Annotated in this window: 14 protein-coding genes and 1 pseudogene; 1 reads left to right on the plus strand and 14 read right to left on the minus strand. The window is 60.0% G+C overall.

What is annotated here, in order from left to right:
- Positions 1 to 77 precede the first annotated feature (77 nt).
- The 14 genes and pseudogenes from AO501_RS04140 to AO501_RS04205 all read right to left on the minus strand — a co-directional run.
- A pseudogene (locus tag AO501_RS04140) lies at positions 78 to 1091 on the minus strand (acyl-CoA dehydrogenase family protein); the annotation flags it as partial.
- A gap of 160 nt (positions 1092 to 1251) precedes the next feature.
- Positions 1252 to 2358, minus strand: coding sequence for an NDMA-dependent alcohol dehydrogenase (locus AO501_RS04145; protein WP_011560572.1), 1107 nt, complete (start codon positions 2356 to 2358; stop codon positions 1252 to 1254).
- Positions 2359 to 2506: 148 nt separating this feature from the next.
- Positions 2507 to 2917, minus strand: coding sequence for an SCP2 sterol-binding domain-containing protein (locus AO501_RS04150; RefSeq protein ID WP_005110592.1), 411 nt, complete (start codon positions 2915 to 2917; stop codon positions 2507 to 2509).
- 91 nt (positions 2918 to 3008) lie between these two features.
- Complete coding sequence (locus AO501_RS04155; RefSeq protein WP_005086581.1) at positions 3009 to 4067, minus strand: BtrH N-terminal domain-containing protein; 1059 nt, start codon at positions 4065 to 4067, stop codon at positions 3009 to 3011.
- A gap of 49 nt (positions 4068 to 4116) precedes the next feature.
- Entirely contained in the window at positions 4117 to 5262 is a 1146-nt protein-coding gene (locus AO501_RS04160; protein ID WP_005086582.1) for an acyl-CoA dehydrogenase family protein, read from the minus strand.
- Positions 5263 to 5300: 38 nt separating this feature from the next.
- On the minus strand, positions 5301 to 6920 hold the full coding sequence (locus tag AO501_RS04165) for a fatty acid--CoA ligase (RefSeq protein ID WP_017205326.1): 1620 nt from the start codon (positions 6918 to 6920) through the stop codon (positions 5301 to 5303).
- A 26-nt stretch (positions 6921 to 6946) separates the two neighbouring features.
- Entirely contained in the window at positions 6947 to 7600 is a 654-nt protein-coding gene (locus AO501_RS04170; RefSeq protein ID WP_011560574.1) for a transglutaminase-like domain-containing protein, read from the minus strand.
- The gene (locus AO501_RS04175) at positions 7597 to 9054 is read right to left on the minus strand and encodes a cytochrome P450 (protein ID WP_011560575.1); all 1458 of its coding nucleotides are present in this window, start codon (positions 9052 to 9054) and stop codon (positions 7597 to 7599) included. The genes AO501_RS04170 and AO501_RS04175 overlap by 4 nt, the downstream gene beginning before the upstream one ends.
- Positions 9055 to 9169: 115 nt before the next feature.
- Positions 9170 to 10699 carry a flavin-containing monooxygenase gene (locus AO501_RS04180; RefSeq protein ID WP_011856019.1) on the minus strand — a complete coding sequence of 510 codons (1530 nt, stop codon included), beginning with the start codon at positions 10697 to 10699 and terminating at the stop codon, positions 9170 to 9172.
- A 76-nt stretch (positions 10700 to 10775) separates the two neighbouring features.
- The gene (locus AO501_RS04185; protein WP_012296509.1) at positions 10776 to 11741 is read right to left on the minus strand and encodes an alpha/beta hydrolase; all 966 of its coding nucleotides are present in this window, start codon (positions 11739 to 11741) and stop codon (positions 10776 to 10778) included.
- A complete protein-coding gene (locus AO501_RS04190) occupies positions 11738 to 13255 on the minus strand; it encodes a flavin-containing monooxygenase (RefSeq protein ID WP_011560579.1) in 1518 nt (505 codons plus the stop codon). The genes AO501_RS04185 and AO501_RS04190 overlap by 4 nt, the downstream gene beginning before the upstream one ends.
- 44 nt (positions 13256 to 13299) lie before the next feature.
- Entirely contained in the window at positions 13300 to 14793 is a 1494-nt protein-coding gene (locus AO501_RS04195; protein WP_011560580.1) for a flavin-containing monooxygenase, read from the minus strand.
- Complete coding sequence (locus AO501_RS04200) at positions 14790 to 15713, minus strand: hypothetical protein (protein WP_005086594.1); 924 nt, start codon at positions 15711 to 15713, stop codon at positions 14790 to 14792. The genes AO501_RS04195 and AO501_RS04200 overlap by 4 nt, the downstream gene beginning before the upstream one ends.
- 13 nt (positions 15714 to 15726) lie before the next feature.
- Positions 15727 to 16581: an SDR family NAD(P)-dependent oxidoreductase gene (locus tag AO501_RS04205; RefSeq protein ID WP_011560581.1), complete on the minus strand. Its 855-nt coding sequence runs from the start codon at positions 16579 to 16581 to the stop codon at positions 15727 to 15729.
- Positions 16582 to 16778: 197 nt separating this feature from the next.
- Here AO501_RS04205 and AO501_RS04210 point away from each other — a divergent pair, with 197 nt between their 5' ends.
- On the plus strand, positions 16779 to 17342 hold the full coding sequence (locus AO501_RS04210) for a TetR/AcrR family transcriptional regulator (RefSeq protein ID WP_005131302.1): 564 nt from the start codon (positions 16779 to 16781) through the stop codon (positions 17340 to 17342).
- Positions 17343 to 17605 lie beyond the last annotated feature (263 nt).

Genomic DNA, 17605 nt, shown 5'->3' on the forward strand with positions numbered 1-17605 from the left:
GGGGAGTCTCTCCATCCCCGCCCTCGGGTCACTAATTGTCAGGGGGCGGGTGCCTCAACCCAGGTTGGCAGAGAGGGCATCGACACCTCGGCAACGACATCCTCCCCCGCTAGCCACCTCTGCATGACCGCACGGGTGTAGGTGCACGCCACGTCGACCTGTCGAGCCATCTCCGCAAGCTTATGGCGAATGATCTGGCGCCCCGTCAAGGGTCTACCGAACGTTTCACGTTCCCGCGCCCAACTCTTGGCAAGGTCGAGAGCCCGACCCGCCGTCGCGTACGCCTGGACGGCGATGCCGAGCCGTTCAGCCTGAAATTGCTGCATGATCTGCAAAAACCCACTGTTCTCTGCCCCCACCAGGTTGTCAGCCGGTACGCGAACGTCGACGAAAGACAACTCGGCGGTGTCGCTACATCGCCACCCCATCTTGTCTAACCGGCGGGACACTTCGAATCCAGGCGAATTCTTGTCGATCACAAGCAATGAAACTCCACCGTAACCCGGTCCGCCGGTGCGTACCGCCGTAGTAACGAAGTCCGCTCGAACTCCGCTGGTGATGAACGTCTTTGCTCCGTTGACCACGTAGGTGTCCCCCTCGCGCACCGCGCGTGTGCGCAGATTCGCGACATCTGAGCCTGCCCCAGGCTCGGTAACGCCCAGCGAGCCGATCATCTTTCCTGCGAGCGTAGGACGGACATATCGTTGAATCAGGGCGTCGGAGCCATTGGCGGCAATGTGGGGAAGGGCAATGCCATGGGTGAACAAGGCGGCGCAGACGCCAGTGGACCCGCCTGCGGCCAGGATGGCCTCAGTGACCAGTGCAGAGTCAATCGCATTGCCGCCGCTGCCGCCGACTTCTTCCGGGAACCCGATTCTGAGAAGCCCCACCTCGGCAGCATTGAGATGCAGGTCGCGCGGAATCTCACCCACGTGCTCCCATTCCGCTAGCTTCGGCGCGATTTCACGTTCCGAGAAAGACCGCGCCATTTGGCTCAGCGCTCGTCGCTCCGGCGTGGTCCACACCTCCGGGGCGATAGCGAAACGAGCAGCCCCATCCCTGCTTGCCGTGGTCGTGCCAGCGTCCGTCATCTCAGCCTCCCAGAGAATGTGATAGATGATCGATGAGGTGTCTGATGCTTGCCGTCCTCACGACGGGAAAGAAGGACCCGACGCCAACCACCCAAGGGGCCCGGCCGCATGATCTGCAGCAACGCAAGGACATGGAGACCAGCAGTGGGCATGATGCTCTTCAGAACCGGACCAGCCCTCGGATATTTTTTCCTGAACGCATATCCTGGTAGCCCTCATTAATTTGGTCGAGGGAGTATTCGCGGGTGACCAACTCATCGAGCTTCAACAACCCAGCGGAGTACAGCTCGACCAGTCGCGGAATATCGTGCGGCGCATTGGATGAGCCATACAAAGCGCCACGAATCTGCTTCTCGTAAAGCGTCATTTCAAGCAGTGATCCTGAGATCGATGAGTCGTCGGGGTGCCCGATGGCCGTGACCACGACGCGCCCGCGCTTTCCGACCAAGGCCAGCGCTTCCGCGGTGTAGGAGGCCTCAGCCACATCGGTGGTGAGGATGCAGACATCAGCCAGCTTGCCCAGCGTCATATCGCTGACCAGCGACCAAGCTTCATCCATCGAGGCCGCGGTGTGCGTCGCACCGAACCCGCTCGCTTGCTCTCGCTTGAACTTCACCGGATCGACCGCCACAATCGCCAGCGCTCCCGCGATTCGCGCGCCCTGAATCGCATTCATTCCGATTCCGCCCGCTCCCACTACCACGACGGTGTCCCCGGCGCGCACCTCCCCAGTCCGCACCGCAGATCCGTAACCGGTCGTGACGCCGCAACCGATCAAGGCTGCCCGATCCAGGGGGATTCCGCCGTCAATCTTGACCACGGACGCCTGCGGCACCACTGTGTACTCGGAAAACGTCCCGAGCAAACACATCTGCCCGACGTCCTCGCCTCGTGCGTGAAAGCGATAGGTGCCGTCGATCTGCGGTCCCATCATGAGCGCCGCTCCCAACTCACAGAGATTGCCCATGCCGCGCGCGCAGTACGAGCAGCGCCCACACGAGGGAAGGAAGGTCAAGATGACAGAATCACCTTCGGACAGTTCCTCAACCCCTTCGCCGCACTCCACGACTGTGCCAGCACCCTCATGACCCCCCACTACCGGCAATGGGATCGGGAGGTCGCCGGTCACCAGATGTTCGTCGGAATGGCACAAGCCGGTGGCCGCCAGCCGCACGAGGACCTCCCCGGGACCTGGCGGATCCAAATCGACTTCTTCGACCTCCCACTTCTGCTCCAAGCCCCACAAAACAGCCGCACGTGTCTTCATGTTGAAGTCCCTTCTATCGAATTACGCTTCTCGAGTAGTTATCCCGACCGCGCACGGTGGTCGCGCGAACTGTCCTGGATGATCTCCGGGCACATCGCCCAGAGGCCCGCGCCGCTCACCCGGGCCCGGGCGCGGTACCGCACCGACATCACACATTGAGCAGGTCGTGACGCTTGTCGGCCTCAAGGATTGCCCGGTATTCCGGAAAGAGGTTCTTTGCCTGCGGTATGAGCTTGATCAGTTTGGTGACAGGACCTTTCGCTCGTACAGTTCCTTTCGCCATCGCCATGGTCAAGTTCACCTTCCCCAACCAGAACCTGTTGCCGGTATCCGCGGACATGAACAATTCGACATTCGGTGTAACGCCACTGTCCGCGCCGGTCTCTACGACCTTCTCCGGCATATCCACGGTTACTACCGCATCCGGATCGGTGTAGTGGATCCGTAACACCACCCCGGACCCGGCAAGTCTGTTCGCAAGGTCTTCGTTCTCCAAACCTCGTCGAAAGATGCCGGCGAGGTAGCGGTAAACCTCTTCCGCATCAGCGAAGACAGCCATCGTGATTCTCCCTTCCTATGACACAATTCAAAGCGCTCAAATAAATCTGCTGGGTCGCAACCAGTTCGGCTTGCTCCGAAGCAATCAGAACTCATAGGAGTAGATCTCCTGCCTCCCTCAGCGCCTCCGCGAGTCGACGTTCGGCTGTCGGCAATTGCGCAGCCACGGACGCGGCGCCGCTCGCTCTTCGGTGCGGATCTGCACCGCGGTCATAAGCGGCGTGCGCAACCGCGGTCCACAACTCAGATGCGGTCTTTGCAGCCTCCGCTGCTTTAAACGCAGGTTCGAAACTCAACTCTTCAGCGACGCGCCGACATCCACGTGCTTGCAGATCTCGGAACAGACCGCCTCCGGTTCCGGCTTTTTCGATGAAGGCGCTCAGCGCAAACAAGGCTCCGTCGAGGGTGTCGTCGTCAAAGATCTTCGGCCACCGCTTGAGATCCTCCACAAAAGTCGATACCCCTGGTAGCCCACGCACCTGAATTTCACAATCGGAGTCCTCGGTGATCGGCGCGCTCACACACGAACCCTGCATCGCGTCCGCGGACCTACGGAAGGCCGACCGGGCAGCATTGCCGAGATCTGGTGCCGCGCCGGGCCACTCGACTACGTAGGTGGTGTGCCGCGTGGGGACGGGAAATCCCGTCGATGCCCGCGCCTTCCGTAGATTCTCGTAAGGCACGGCTTGAGGTGTATCGCGATCGTTATCGACCACGAAGGCGAGTTCCTCGTCGTCGTCGTACCCTACGATCACGACATCGTGCCGGCTCATACTCAGACGCGTTCTCAGATAGGGCAATTCGGCGATGTCAGTCCACACCATGACCGGCGTACCGGCATCGATCTGTTCGGTCACCCATTTCCACCCGAGATCGGGGTCGTCTGTCGAACGACACTCGAAGCGCGCGCCCAACCGGGTCAAGTATTCGTCTTCGAGGTCCGCGCTGCGTCCAACGAGGTAGATCGGTGGACGTAGGTGGGCCGAGCGAACATACGAGAAGTCGAGGGCCCCGCCGAGAGCAAACACGATGCCTTCGTCCGGGGTGTCATCACCCCAACGGATCCCGGCCCATTCGGTCAAATCCCGAAGAGCCCCCGATCCGCAGTGGCCGCCCATGTCGTGGCGATACGGCACCACCATCGATGCCATCAGTCCTCCTCCTCTAGATGACTAACGTGCGGGCGGCAACTCCTCTGAGTCATAGGGAACGCGAGATGATTTCCTTCATCACCTCGTTCGTGCCGGCATAGATTTTTTGCACGCGCTGATCCACCCACAACCTCGAGATGGGGTACTCGGTCATGTAGCCATATCCGCCGTGAAGCTGCATACAGTCATCGAGTACCTTCATCGCTCGCTCAGTGGTCCACCACTTCGCCATGGCGACGGTCTGCACGTCGAGTTGACCCGCAAGGTGCAGGTCGATGCAGTAGTCGAGGAACACTCGTGCGATGCGCGTTTCTGTCGCGGCTTCAGCCAGCGTGAACTTGGTGTTCTGAAAGCCAAAGACAGGCCGACCGAACGCCTCCCGCTCACGCGTGTACTTGAGCGTCTGCTCCAGGGCAAGTTCCATCGCTGCGACAGCCCCCACCGCGACGATGAGTCGCTCTTGTGGCAGCTGCGTCATCAGCTGAATGAAGCCCTGTCCCTCAGACTGGCCCAGTAGATGCGAGCGCGGAACTCTCACTTCATCGAAGAACAACTCGGAGGTGTCCTGGCCGCGCTGGCCGATTTTGTCGAGAACCTTGCCGCGCCGGAATCCCGCCCGGTCAGCCTCGACAACGATCAAAGAGATGCCCGCAGCGCCCTGGCTCGGATCTGTCTTGGCAACAACGATGATGAGGTCGGCCTGTTGGCCGTTGGTGATGAAAGTCTTGGAGCCGGTGATCACGTACTCGTCACCGTCCAGGAGGGCTTTTGTCTTGACGCTCTGCAGATCGGACCCGGTCCCCGGTTCTGTCATGGCGATCGCCCCGATCATTTCACCGGACGCCATCTTGGGAAGCCACTGCGCGCGCAGCTCTTCAGTCGCGTACTGCAGGATGTAGTGGGCGACGATTCCGCTGTGCAGTCCCGCGCCCCATGAGCTGTCACCTATGCGGGCCTGCTCTTCAAGCACGACCGCTTCGTGCGCGAAAGTGCCACCGCCTCCGCCGTATTCCTCAGGTATAGACATGCAGAGCAGGCCCAGCTCGCCTGCTCGGTTCCACAGTTCTCGGTCGACGTGGTGCTGGTCTGCAAAGCGGTTCGCATGCGGCGCCAATTCGGCCGAGAAGAACTTCGCAGCGAGGTCACGAAGCTCGAGTAATTCGGCATTCATCCAGGGAGAGATTGGTGAGGACATGATTACCTTCCGACTGTTGGAATTCCAGGGATTTGACGTTATGACGTTTCGATTTCGATGAGGTATTCGCCGGCAGAGTGGCGCGCACGGATGACCTTTTTGTCGTACTTTCCGACGCTCGTCCTCGGAATATCGGACACGAAGCTCCATCGCTCGGGAATCCACCATTTGGCGACTTTGTCCGCAAGGAACGATCGGAGTTGGTCAATGTCAACGTCGGTTCCGGGGTGGACGACGACAAGCGCCAACGGCCTTTCCTGCCATTTATCGTCCGCGACGCCGACTACCGCCGCTTCGTACACGGCAGGGTGGCCGATCAGCGTGTTTTCCAGCTCCACCGAGGAGATCCATTCGCCACCTGACTTGATGACGTCTTTCGAGCGGTCGGTCAGTGTCAGATAGCCCTCGGCGTCGATCTTGCCCACATCACCGGTACGCAGCCATCCTTCGTCGAACTTCTCCGTATCGTTGTTTCCGAAATAGGACCCGGTGATCCAGGGACCGCGCGCCTGGATCTCCCCAACTGATTGCCCGTCCCACGGCACGTCTTTCCCGTCGTCGTCCCGCAACCGGATTTCGACACCGCAGATCGGTCGGCCCTGGGATGCGCGCAGCTCCCAGCGCCGCGTCGCGTCGGCTCTGTGAGCCGGACGTGCAACGGTCGCCAACGGAGAGGTTTCGGTCATACCCCAGGCCTGCACAATGGGCACGTCGTACTTCTCTTCGAATGCCCGCATCAACGAAAGCGGAACAGCAGACCCCCCGCACGCGACCAGCCGTAACGAAGAAATGTCCCGCTCAGGGTGCGAATCCAGATATCGGTCGACATCGTTCCAGATCGTCGGCACTGCACCGGCCAAGGTCGGTCTGGTGTCTTCGATGATCGACACCAACGGTTCGGCTTGGAGATACCGGTCAGGCAGTACCAGATCCGCACCGGACATCAACGCTGCGTAAATAAGCCCCCACGCATTGGCGTGAAACATTGGGACGATGGCCAGCACACGGTCGGCCTCGCTGACTGACAAAGCGTTAGCTGTGCAGGCGGTCAGGGAGTGAAGGTACGTCGAACGGTGGCTGTAGACGACGCCTTTGGGATCTCCGGTGGTACCGCTCGTATAACACATGGCCGCGGCGGACAGCTCGTCGAGCTCAGGCCAGTCAAATGATTCTTCTTGGCCGGCAAGCACTTCCTCGTAACGCAGAACGGTCTTCCCGCATCCCTGGAGCGGGGCAAGGTCGCCCTCTCCGGTGACGATGACGGTGTGCACCGACGCCATCGCTGGGAGCGCGCGCGCCAACAACGGGGCAACCGAAGCGTCGACTAGGACGATCTGATCGCTCGCGTGATTGGCGATGTACGCCAGTTGCTCTGGGGCCAAACGAATGTTGAGCGTGTGCAGGACCGCGCCCATGGAGGGAATCGCACAGTAGGCCTCCAGATGTTCCTGGTTGCTCCACTGGAAGGTGGCCACGCGTTGGTCTGCCGTGACGCCAAGACTGCGCAGCGCATTGGCAAGGCGAGCCACTCGCGCCAGCACAATGCGGTAAGGCGTTCTCCGATATCCATTTCCGGTCGGAGTGACGACCTCGCTGTCACCGTGTATGGCTGCCGCATGCTGGACGATCGCCGACACCGTGAGCGGAACATTTTGCATTGTGCTTTGCATCGTGTAGTGCCCTTTCAGGCGAAGAGGTCGGGACGGCTGTTCGGCTGATCGATGAATGTGCCGTAATGCGTTCTCAGTGCTTGCAGGATGTCTGCTAGGGGTAGATCGTCGTAGGCTCCCCGGTCGCGCAGATACTCCATGTGCTGGGTGCCGTCAGCGGTGAAACCATGGAGTAGCGCGTCGCTACGGCCGTCGAATTCGATCGGCGAGACACCGAAGCGTGCGCACAGCTCGCGATTGAACGCCGGGGTGGCCTTTACCCACGCACCGTTGAGGAACATGAGACTGTAGCCGTGGTAGACGAAAACGTCGCTACCACCCATCCGCTCGCGCAATGCCTTGGTCTGGAGGTGGTTTCGGACGTCGGCGAACCCCAGCCGCGCCGGGATTCCCGCCGCTCGGCACGCTGCAGTCAAGAGCACGGCCTTCGGGACGCAGTAGGCCCGTTCTGCGGTCGCGACGGTGCTGGCGCGATACGCGTGCGGGTTGTCGGTCACCGTGTAGGGGTCGTACCAAATGGAGTCACGGACCGCGGTGAAGATGGCGATGGCCTTCTCGGTGTCGCCGCAGGCACCACGGATCGCCGATGACACGAAGTCACGTACCGAATCTTGTTGCCAGTCAAGAAACTCCGTGGGTTCGAGGTAGGGGCTGTGGTCGACGGTCATCGGCGCTTCATCTCCAACGGAAGTCCGTCCACCGGAATGGGCAGCGAGGTGTTGTCCCATCGGACGTGATAGTTCTCCGGAACCTTCCAAGTGAACGAACGCAGCATCCTGTGCAGGATTGCTTTGACTTCGAGCGTCCCGAATTGCATGCCGATGCACTTGTGCGCTCCACCTCCGAACGGAACCCAGGCGAATCGGTGGTGTTGGTCTTCGCGCCGAGGCTCGTCGAAACGTGAGGGATCGAACCGCTCCGGATCACTCCAGATCGTTCGATCGAAGTGATTCACGGCAGGCGTTATAGCGCATAACGTGTTCGAGGGGATGTGATATCCATCGATGGCGACATCTCGAACCGTCTTGCGCATCACCAGCGGAACAGGTGCAAGCAGTCTGAGCGCTTCCTTGATCACGAGGTCGATGACCGTCATCTTCTCCAGGGCCTCGATGTCCGGCAACCCGTCACCGATGGCCGCGGCTTCCGCAGCCGCAGCCTCCTGCCACTGCGGATACTTGGCAAGGAAATAGGTGACCGCTGTGGTGGTGATCGTCGAGGTGTCGTGGGCCGCCATCATCAAGAAGATCATGTGATTCACCACATCCTCGTCGGAAAACCGCTCCCCGTCTTCGGTCGTGGCTTGACAGAGAGCAGCGAACAGATCCTCCGTTTCACCGGCTCGCGCGGCCGGCAGATGCCGGAAGAAGTAGTCCTCCAAAACGCGCCGCCCTTGCACACCAGCGCGGAATCTGGTTCCCGGAAGCGGAGCACGCACAAGGGAACTCGCCGCCCGGACCGTAGCGACGAACGCCTTGTTGACAGCATCGCTCTCGTCCTTGCCGCGGCCGCCCATGAAGACGTCGGTAGCGATGTCGAGGGTGAGTTCCTTCAACAGTGGGTAGATTCGAACCGACGGGCCCACCGGCCACGCAGGCACTGCCGAGCGAACGCATGGCGTTACCTGTTCGACGTATCCGGTCAGGCGCGGACGCGTAAACGCCTCCTGCATGATGCGCCGGTGCATCAAGTGCTCGTCGAAGCTCATGAGCATCAAACCGCGATGGAAGAAGGCGTCGATCAGGAAGGACCAGCCATCCTGAGAGAATGCTTTCGCTTCGCTCGTGAACGCCTCTCGAGTGGCGTCAGGGCCGGCGATGACCACCATCTTGGTGCCGAACGCGCCCATCCACGACACCGAACCCAGACGGTCGTAGCGCTCTCGACTGAAATCCGAGCCGAATCGGATGTAGTCGAGCGTGTGACCTACGAAGGGCAGTCCGGCATCCCCCCGGACGGCTTTCAATCCACTGCCCGCGGGTGCCGGTGCCAGTTCACGAACCGGCCAGTCCCGGCTCCATCGACGCCATCTGTCGTCGACGGCGTGAGGCGCGGGGACCATGATCACAGAGGACAACCGCTCCTTCACGTGGTGCGCAGGTGCGAGAAGGTGATTCGTCATGGTTCCTCCTGGACGCTGGGCCGCTTTGACGGCGTCCACCAGTCTTTACAAAGATGCCATTGATGTCAATATCTAGACATTATTGGCCTAGCGGTTAAGTGCGCGTCTCGTGCCCTTAGTCGGCCAGGCTCGGTTCTGCAGGGTCTCCGACCTTTAGACGCCCGACGTTTCTCAAGACGTAATCGCCGCTGTGCGGCTTCCGGGTAAGGAGTCGATAAACCAAGGTAGGCCCCGGCCAGTTCGTCGGGATTTCCCCGCTCGAGGTTCGATACCAGCTCGCACACAGCGCCCACACCGACCTCCGTAGTCGCCTTCTCAAGCGCGTGTTGTAGCGTTGCGCGCTCTCCGTCCTGACATCGATCGCATGACCCGGATGAGCAGCCACGGCTTTGATGAGCGTTGCGATGTGACGGACTTGTGACTCGATCATGTAGAGGATCGACCCCGAGCCCACATTCGTGTTGGGACCATAAAGCAGGAACAGGTTCGGGAACATGGGGACAGTGATGCCCAGATATGCGTACGCCTGGGTCTTCCACACCTCGGCCAAGGAGACTCCGCGAGAGCCGCGCACGGACATCGGGGCGAGAAAATCGGTGGCGCGAAACCCGGTTCCGTAGATCACGACATCTGCAGGACGAAACTCTCCATCCACGGTCTTGACACCGTTGTCGCAGAGCTCTGCGATAGCCTTCGGCACCAACGACACGCGATCACTCGCGATTGCTGGATAGTAATCATTCGAGAACAGCACTCGCTTGCACCCTGGCGCGTCCGAAGGCATCAATTGCTCGCGCAAAGATGGGCTAGCAACCTGCCGATGTAGGTGGCGGCGCGCGATCGCACCGAGGACGCGTGAGAGGGGCTTCGCGTCGACTAGCGTCACAGCGAGCAACTCGAAAATTAGCCATACCGCGAAACGCTCGAGGCGCAGCGCCATCGGCAATAACTCGCTCACCCTGTCGTGAAGGACTCCATACCTGCTGTCCCACTTCGGCAAGATCCACGGAGCCGTGCGCTGATATAGCGTGACATGCTCCGCCTCCTGGGCGATGTGTGGCACGAATTGGATGGCACTAGCTCCTGTGCCGATGACGGCTACTTGCTTGCCGCGAAGCGAAACCGATCGGTCCCAACGCGCCGAATGAAAGCGCGGCCCCTGGAAGGTGTCTGCGTCGGCAATAACGGGTACGTGGGGCAAGGAGAGCTGACCCACGGCCGAGACGACGACATCGCAGGTTATTGTCTCGTTCGAGTTCGTAACCAGGGTCCAACGCCCTAGCTGGTCATCGAAGGTCATTGCGACAACTTCGGTCTGGGTACGCAGATGCGCGGCCAGTCCGCCACTCTCCACGAGTTGTTGGAGGTACTTGAGTATCTCGGGTTGCTCGGCATATCGCCGTGACCAACGAGGATTGGGCTTGTACGAGAGTGAGTACAACGCTGACGGCACGTCGCAGGCCGCTCCCGGATAGGTGTTGTCACGCCAAACACCCCCGATGTCTGCAGCCTTTTCCAGGATCGTGAAGTTCGTGAACCCGTCCTTCTTCAGCCGGTGGGCCATCGCAACCCCGGCGAAGCCGGCCCCGATGATCACGATCGACGGATCGTATGCGCGACAGGCCGTCGCGAAGTTGCTGCTCATGAGGCAGAGACGACTGACTTCACGCTGCGGCGGTCGAGGTGGTGTAGGTGTAGGAGCATTGCCTGTTCGGACACTTTCACCTGACTTCCGAGGCTTCAAGGAAGCGTCCCGCTCGATGAATCGCGTCTCGGGCTTCGGGAAGAATCCGGAACATAGCCTGGAATACATGGATCTGTCCCCGGTATACCTGGATCTCGACGTGGGATCCAGCTGATTGAAGTCGCTCGGCGAGACGGCGCGAGTCATCGATCAACATTTCTCTCCCGCCCACCTGAATGAGGATCGGCGGCATCGAGGTGAGGTCCGCGTCAAGCACGCTGAGGCGCGGATCTCCGCGATCTGCGCCACCTACGTAGAGGTCAAGAGCGCGCGCCGCTGATTGAGCGGAGGCAAAAGGATCCCGGCGGCGAATTTCACGCGCTCTGGCAAGTTCGCACCTGAGATCCAGGACGGGAGACATCAGCAGCATCGCATCAGGGAGCGGCAATCCAACTGCACGTGCGCCCAAGGCCGTGGCCATCGTGAGCTGACCGCCCGCTGAATCGCCGGCAACCGCGACGGTGCGCTGACAAGAACCCGGGGACCCTCCGCTGGTAAGCCAGCGATACGCATTCAGCGCATCGTCCGCGGCTGCGGGATAGGGATACCGCGGGGCAAGACGATACTTCACTGCGAAGATGGGGCGCCCGCTCGCCGAGGCGAGTTCACCAAGAAGACCGCGGTGCGTCTCCGGCGAGCACATAGAATAGGCGCCGCCGTGGATGTACAGCAAAGGGTTGGCATGCGGATTAATGGCAGGCGTGGTGATCCAGTCCCCACGAACCGGGCCTCCGGCGAATACAGTGTCAACCTTGCGCACTGTGACGCCGCGCCGAGGCCGTGAGGCTACGAGCGCTGTTCGAAGCACGCGATCCATCACCGCAAGTCCGTAGGCGTTTGATGGCATCAGCTGCGCCAGTGGCCGCAGCGTGGTTCGCGAGGACATCGCGACGAGATGACTGGCAAGACTGGGCTGCCAGTCAGGGGCATCCATTCTGGTCACCGGGGACACACCTCTTCGGGCCGATTCTCGAATCGGTAGTCCGAGAGGCGAAAGGTGCGGCTCCGCCAATAGGTCTCCAGAGTCGTTGATGGACGGAGTGGAACGTCACCGTGCCTGTCGAAGTAGTAGCTGTTGGCATTGGAACAGCTCGGCTGCCAGAAAACCTGTCTGTGACGCCGCCTTAGCACTTCGGCGAAATAACGGTCGTTCGCCTCCTTCTTGACCTCCACGCAGTTAGCACCCAGCGCCCGCGCGCGACGAAGACACCGGACGATGTGCCGACTCTGCGCCTCGATGAGCGTGAAGTACGAGGAACCGTTGTAGCCGTACGGGCCGAAGATGTTGAAATGATTCGGAAATCCCGGGACGCTCACCCCTTCGAAGGCCTGCAGTCGATGCTCGTCCCACCATGTAGCCTGCTCCAGCCCGCCGCGTCCCTTCAATACGTAAGTTGGCATGTTGCCCGACTCCATCACTTTGAAGCCGGTGGCCAGGATCAAGACGTCAATGGGATGAGCTTTGCCGTCTCGAGTATGGACGGATGCATGGTCGATATGGGTTATGCCGCTCGTCTCGAGCGAAACGTTGGACCGGTTGTACGTTGCGAGATAGGAATTGTGGAAGCTGGGTCGTTTACAGCCCAACGAGTAGCGCGGAATGAGTTGTTCTCTCGTCGTCGGGTCATGGACCTCACGCCGCATGTACCGCTTTGCGGCGCTCTCCATGACATCGGCGAACGGTATCACCGTATGAAAGTGAGCGGCGATTGGGAAAGTGATTTCCACGAACGCCTGGCTGGCGGTCCGGGTCGCCAATTGTGCCCCCGGCAGGAAATGTAGAAGCCTTCCACCCCACGTCGGTATGGGGAAGTCTGGCTTCGGCAGACAATAAATTGGAGTTCGCTGAAATACCGTCAGACTCTCTGCTTTCTTTGCGACTTCGGGTATCAGTTGCACCGCCGATGCACCGGTACCGATTACTGCAACCCTCTTCCCGCTGAGATCTTTGGCATTGTCCCATCTAGCCGTGTGGAGCGTAACGCCGGCGAAATCTCGCACCCCCTTGATTTCAGGCCACTTTGGCCGACTGAGAACGCCGGAGCAATTTATCACGAAGCGTGCCGTGAACTCCTCACCATTGGCACTGGTCAAATGCCACCGTGTTGCGTTCTCGTCGAAACAAGCCTCGGTAATGGTTGTGTTGAAACGAATATGGTCCCAGAGCCGATACTTTTCAACACATCGCTCGGCATAGGCTTTGAGCTCATTGCCGTGGGCGTACGTGCGCGACCAAGAGGGCCGCATTTCGTATGAGAATTGATAACTGAACGACGGTATATCGACAGCGATACCCGGGTAGGTGTTCCAGTGCCACGTACCACCTACGCCATCGGCGTCATCAACCATCAAGAAGTCGGTAAATCCCGCCTTCATCAAGCTAATGCCAGACCCGATGCCGGAAAATCCAGCTCCTATGATAATTATCTCGTAATTACGGTCGGACTTGCGATCCATTCCTGTATTTCACCGTTCTGACGGTCAGCCTTGCAAACTTGTATTCAGAGTGATTGCGTCAGCTCGACGTGTGTATCGTCGCGCCGGGTTATCACGTAATCATGAGGATCCAAGCGGGATAGTTCTCTCATAAACTGGGTCGCGAAACCTGGGTACATCGTGCCGTTGTAGCCGTCCTCGGTCAAATACCAACTGCTGCACCCCGAATTCCAAGTCGTTCGTCGAAGGCGGCGCTGAATTTCGGAGTGATAGCGGTCCTGACGATCCTCCCTCACATCCAAAGTGCCGATGTCATTTTGCTGAAGGAGCTTGATCGCCTTGACTATATAGTCAATTGCAGCCTCCATATATACGAGCGCCGAGTTGTGGCCTGGCCCGGAATTCGGTCCGAAAGTGAAGAATAAGTTCGGATACCCGGCCACGCTCACGCTCTTGAAGGCAAATGTCCCCTGAGACCATTCATCGCCGAGCTTCCGACCGCCGAGGCCGCTAATCGGGAACGGGGTGCCACGTTTGGCCACATCGAAGCCAGTGGCAAATACGATACAGTCCACTTCGTGCTCGACACCGTCGGCGGTCCGAACACCGTTGGGTGACAATGTGGCGATCGGCCAGCTGATCAGCTTGCAGTTATCCGCCTGTAGCGCAGGGTAATAATCACTGGTCATGAGCATGCGCTTGCATCCAGGCCTGAAATGGGGCGTCAACTGACGTCTCAACCAGGAGTCTTTCACCTGCCGACGGAGATGAGCCTTGGCCGCCAGCTGTATCGCGGACGTCGCGGCGGTGTTCCAGACCATACCCACTGCCATCACTTCGTGGGCCCAAAACCACGCGTCGCGGAGCGCTTGTTCGCTCACCGGCAGGTGTGTGAAGGTCGAACGCGCCCAGGCCGGATGCCTGAAGTTCACCCTGGGCAACACCCAGCCGGGCGTTCTCTGGAAGACTTTGACCGAGGCAGCCGACTTTACGAGCTCGGGAATGATCTGAACCGCGCTCGCGCCTGTCCCGATGACTGCAACCCTCTTACCGCCGAGATCGTAGCCATGGTCCCATCGAGCGCTGTGGATCTTTTTTCCACCGTACGAGTCAATACCCCGAATATCGGGAAAGCTGGCGTTGGCAAGTGGTCCACTGGCCATCACAACTGACCGGGTGTGATACCGCTTTCCATCTGCCGTGTCGGCCATCCAGATGCCGGCACTCTCATCGAATTCCAAGGCAGTCACGTCGGTATCAAACTGGATGAACCGGGCAAGATCGTACTTGTCGACCATATCGTCGATATATTCGAGGATCTCAGCGCTCCCCGAGTAGGTACGAGTCCAGCCCGGATTCGGCTCGAACGAGTAGGAGTAGAGAAGCGAGGGAATATCGCAGGCCGCACCGGGATAAGTATTGTCTCGCCAGGTGCCTCCGACGCGATCTGACCGTTCCAGGATGACGAAGTCATCCGTGCCCTCTTGAAGCAGTCTGATCGCCGCACCGATACCTGCGAACCCGGCGCCGACGATCAACGTCGTCGTGGTGCCTGTCATTTGGCAACCGGTTCGTAGGTCAGTTCGTCCGTCCAGGATGGCGGCCGACCGAAAATCTGAACAGGGAAAACATCGATCGCATTGCCAAGGCGCTGAGACACGAAGTGCAGAGGCTGGGACCGCTTGATGGACGACGACATGTGCGCCTTCAAGATGTGATAGCCGGGCACCCTCCGCGTATGCTCACTGCGATCGCCGACATTGGCATACCGCGTCACTGCGTTGTATAACTTCTCCTCGGACAGACCCATAGCGTTGAGATTCATCAACATGCGCGTCAGGAGCGGGATATACAGCAACGCGCCGGTGAGAATGCGCGGGTCGACAAGAGCACCCGCAGTTTGAATGGCGTGGATTCGCATCGGGCTGGCGCCCAGGTCATTCAAGACCTGGAAGCCAACCGCGAGATGCCTTGATTCGTCGCTGTTGACCTTGTTGAACACCTCCCCGCACACAGGGTCGTCAACCTCATCGAGGAGAAACTTCAGCAGCGCTCCATCGAGCGCAGTCTCCAGTGCCGGAATCGCGGCCCCGATGACGGTCAGGGGCAGGGCTTCCGCATAACGGTCCAGCCATTCGATGACCAGCCGAATATTCTTGTTCGGGACCGGTTTCTCGCCTTCCTCGAGCATGCCCCAGCGACGCATCAAGGCAAGTTCGGCATTGGCGTGACGCTGCTCCTCGGCGTGAAAGTAACGGTAAATGTCTCCGAGCGCTTCGAATGGCGCCTTTGGAGCCATCGCGGCGAAGGCACGTGCTCCAACATGCTCAATCCACACCACGTCGGACATGAATTGCTTGAGTTTGGGACGCTGTTCATCGGTGATCAGTTCCGCGCCAGGGGCGTTCCAATCGATATCGGCAAGAGCCCATTGCTTGTTTTTGATTGTCTCGAGCATGTCACTGTATGCGAAAGCCATTTTCCCTGCTCCTCTACTCGGCTGAATCGTTCCATGAGGCCATGCGCTCCACGAGGCCCAGCGTGCGAGTAAAGGGGCCGGGTAGGGCTCTCTTGAGTTGCCACAAGACTTTGGCATCGAGTTGGGGTACTACATAAATTTGTCCGCGATCGTGCGCGTTCAACGTCGTTCGAGCAACGTGCTGTGGCGAAATGCCGGTCCATTTCATCAGGTTGGCCGCGAGTCTTGCAGCCGCCTCGTCGATTTGAGGATTGTTGACGATGTTCGTCTTCACGAAGGTGGGGCAAAGCACTGTGACGTTGATGTCAGTACCGCTCAGTTCGGCCGCCAATGTCTCCGACAGAGCGAGCACCCCGGCCTTGCTCACGTTGTAAGCCGCCATCCGAGGGGCCGAGCCAAAGCTCGCTGCCGACGCCACATTGATGACTCCGCCATGCCCATTGCTGCGGAGCCGAGGCACAAAAGTCTCGCAGCCGTAGATAACGCCCCAGAGGTTGACAGAAATCGCCGCGTTCCAGTCCTCGATCGACGTCGCGCCGATGCGGTTGCCGCCCGCACCGATTCCGGCGTTGTTGATGACGAGGCTCGCAGCCTTCTCGAACCAGTCTTCGCTCACATCAGCGAGGTTGCGGACCTGCTCAAGATCGGTGACATCGCATTCGATGTCGAAGCCCTCGCCGCCAGCCTGCCTCACCAACTCTGCCGACTCTTTTGCAGTGACGGGATCTTTGTCGGCGCACACCACGCGTCCACCTCGGCGCGCAAGCTCCACGGCGAATGCGCGGCCGATACCGCTTCCTGCGCCCGTGACGACTGCATCGGCGCGGTGCGTTCTGCCTGGTGCGCCGCCGAAGGGCAGCAATCTCATCCGTCTGCCTTTCGGGTCGCGACATGGACGTCTGCTGTGGGGAAACTCTCATCTGGGGGCACCAGCCACCATTGGTGTCGCATGCCACCAGTTTGGTGGTGGAACGAGCACCTTGTCAAGATGGAGAGGTGCGGTCGAGAAACAAGCGCTGGGGTGGTCGGACCGGGGCCGAGCGTCGTGCCGAGCGACGGCAGCAATTGATCGAGGCCGCAACCGAGATTTGGAGTGAGAGCGGTTGGGCCGCGGTCACTATGCGCGGCGTATGCGCCCGCACAGGGCTGAACGATCGATACTTCTACGAGGGCTTCAAGACGCGCGATGAGCTGCTCGTTGCTGCGTGGGATGGCGTCCGCAATGACATGCTCGGCGAGGTCGCCGCGCTCTTCAACGAGCGTGCGAATCGGCCGCCGATCGAAACCATCACCGCGGCGATCACCATCGTGGTCGACCGGATCGCACGCGATCCCGGCCGGGCACGCATCCTCCTCGCTCAGCATGTCGGTAGCTCACCGCTACAAGACCGCCGCGCCGTGGCGCTACAGGAAGCAACGCAGTTGGTCGTTGAGGCAAGCCGGCCACACCTCCGACAAGATGCCGACGAGATAGCCCTTCGCATGGACACCCTGATCGCTGTCGGGGGATTCGTCGAAGTCATCACCGCCTGGCACTCCGGTTTGCTTGCGGTGACCGAGAAAGAAGTGGTCGCGCACACCAGCAGACTTGCTGAAACCCTGGCTCAACGCTATGTCATCAGCGACTGATCGAGGCTCACAACAGGCCAGCCAGCCCCGTGGCGATCGCTGCGAACCGCATTTGCGGGTCCGACCGCCACCTTCACCGGCCACCGAGCACCGAATCCGTGAGTCACCGACGCGTCGCACCCTGTTCGGAAGGAGCGACGCAGGAACGGTGCTCCTGCGTCGCCGCACTTCCGCATCTTTGCTATCCCGGAACTTGTCAAGGCGGATGAGTCCATCGGGTGTTAAGCGGCGGTCGTGTCGGCCTCCTGGGCTGGTGGGTTGAT

It is taken from the genome of Mycobacterium gordonae, from assembly GCF_001417955.2.
Classification (GTDB): Bacteria; Actinomycetota; Actinomycetes; order Mycobacteriales; family Mycobacteriaceae; genus Mycobacterium; species Mycobacterium gordonae_B.

Coding starts and splice junctions, on each gene's coding strand:
- AO501_RS04150 (WP_005110592.1), bottom strand. CDS start 2,917: ATGGCTGTCTTCGCTGATGCGGAAGAGGTTTACCGCTACCTCGCCGGC.
- AO501_RS04165 (WP_017205326.1), bottom strand. CDS start 6,920: ATGCAAAATGTTCCGCTCACGGTGTCGGCGATCGTCCAGCATGCGGCA.
- AO501_RS04200 (WP_005086594.1), bottom strand. CDS start 15,713: ATGGCTTTCGCATACAGTGACATGCTCGAGACAATCAAAAACAAGCAA.
- AO501_RS04145 (WP_011560572.1), bottom strand. CDS start 2,358: ATGAAGACACGTGCGGCTGTTTTGTGGGGCTTGGAGCAGAAGTGGGAG.
- AO501_RS04160 (WP_005086582.1), bottom strand. CDS start 5,262: ATGTCCTCACCAATCTCTCCCTGGATGAATGCCGAATTACTCGAGCTT.
- AO501_RS04190 (WP_011560579.1), bottom strand. CDS start 13,255: ATGGATCGCAAGTCCGACCGTAATTACGAGATAATTATCATAGGAGCT.
- AO501_RS04205 (WP_011560581.1), bottom strand. CDS start 16,581: ATGAGATTGCTGCCCTTCGGCGGCGCACCAGGCAGAACGCACCGCGCC.
- AO501_RS04155 (WP_005086581.1), bottom strand. CDS start 4,067: ATGGCATCGATGGTGGTGCCGTATCGCCACGACATGGGCGGCCACTGC.
- AO501_RS04195 (WP_011560580.1), bottom strand. CDS start 14,793: ATGACAGGCACCACGACGACGTTGATCGTCGGCGCCGGGTTCGCAGGT.
- AO501_RS04180 (WP_011856019.1), bottom strand. CDS start 10,699: ATGAGCAGCAACTTCGCGACGGCCTGTCGCGCATACGATCCGTCGATC.
- AO501_RS04175 (WP_011560575.1), bottom strand. CDS start 9,054: ATGACGAATCACCTTCTCGCACCTGCGCACCACGTGAAGGAGCGGTTG.
- AO501_RS04170 (WP_011560574.1), bottom strand. CDS start 7,600: ATGACCGTCGACCACAGCCCCTACCTCGAACCCACGGAGTTTCTTGAC.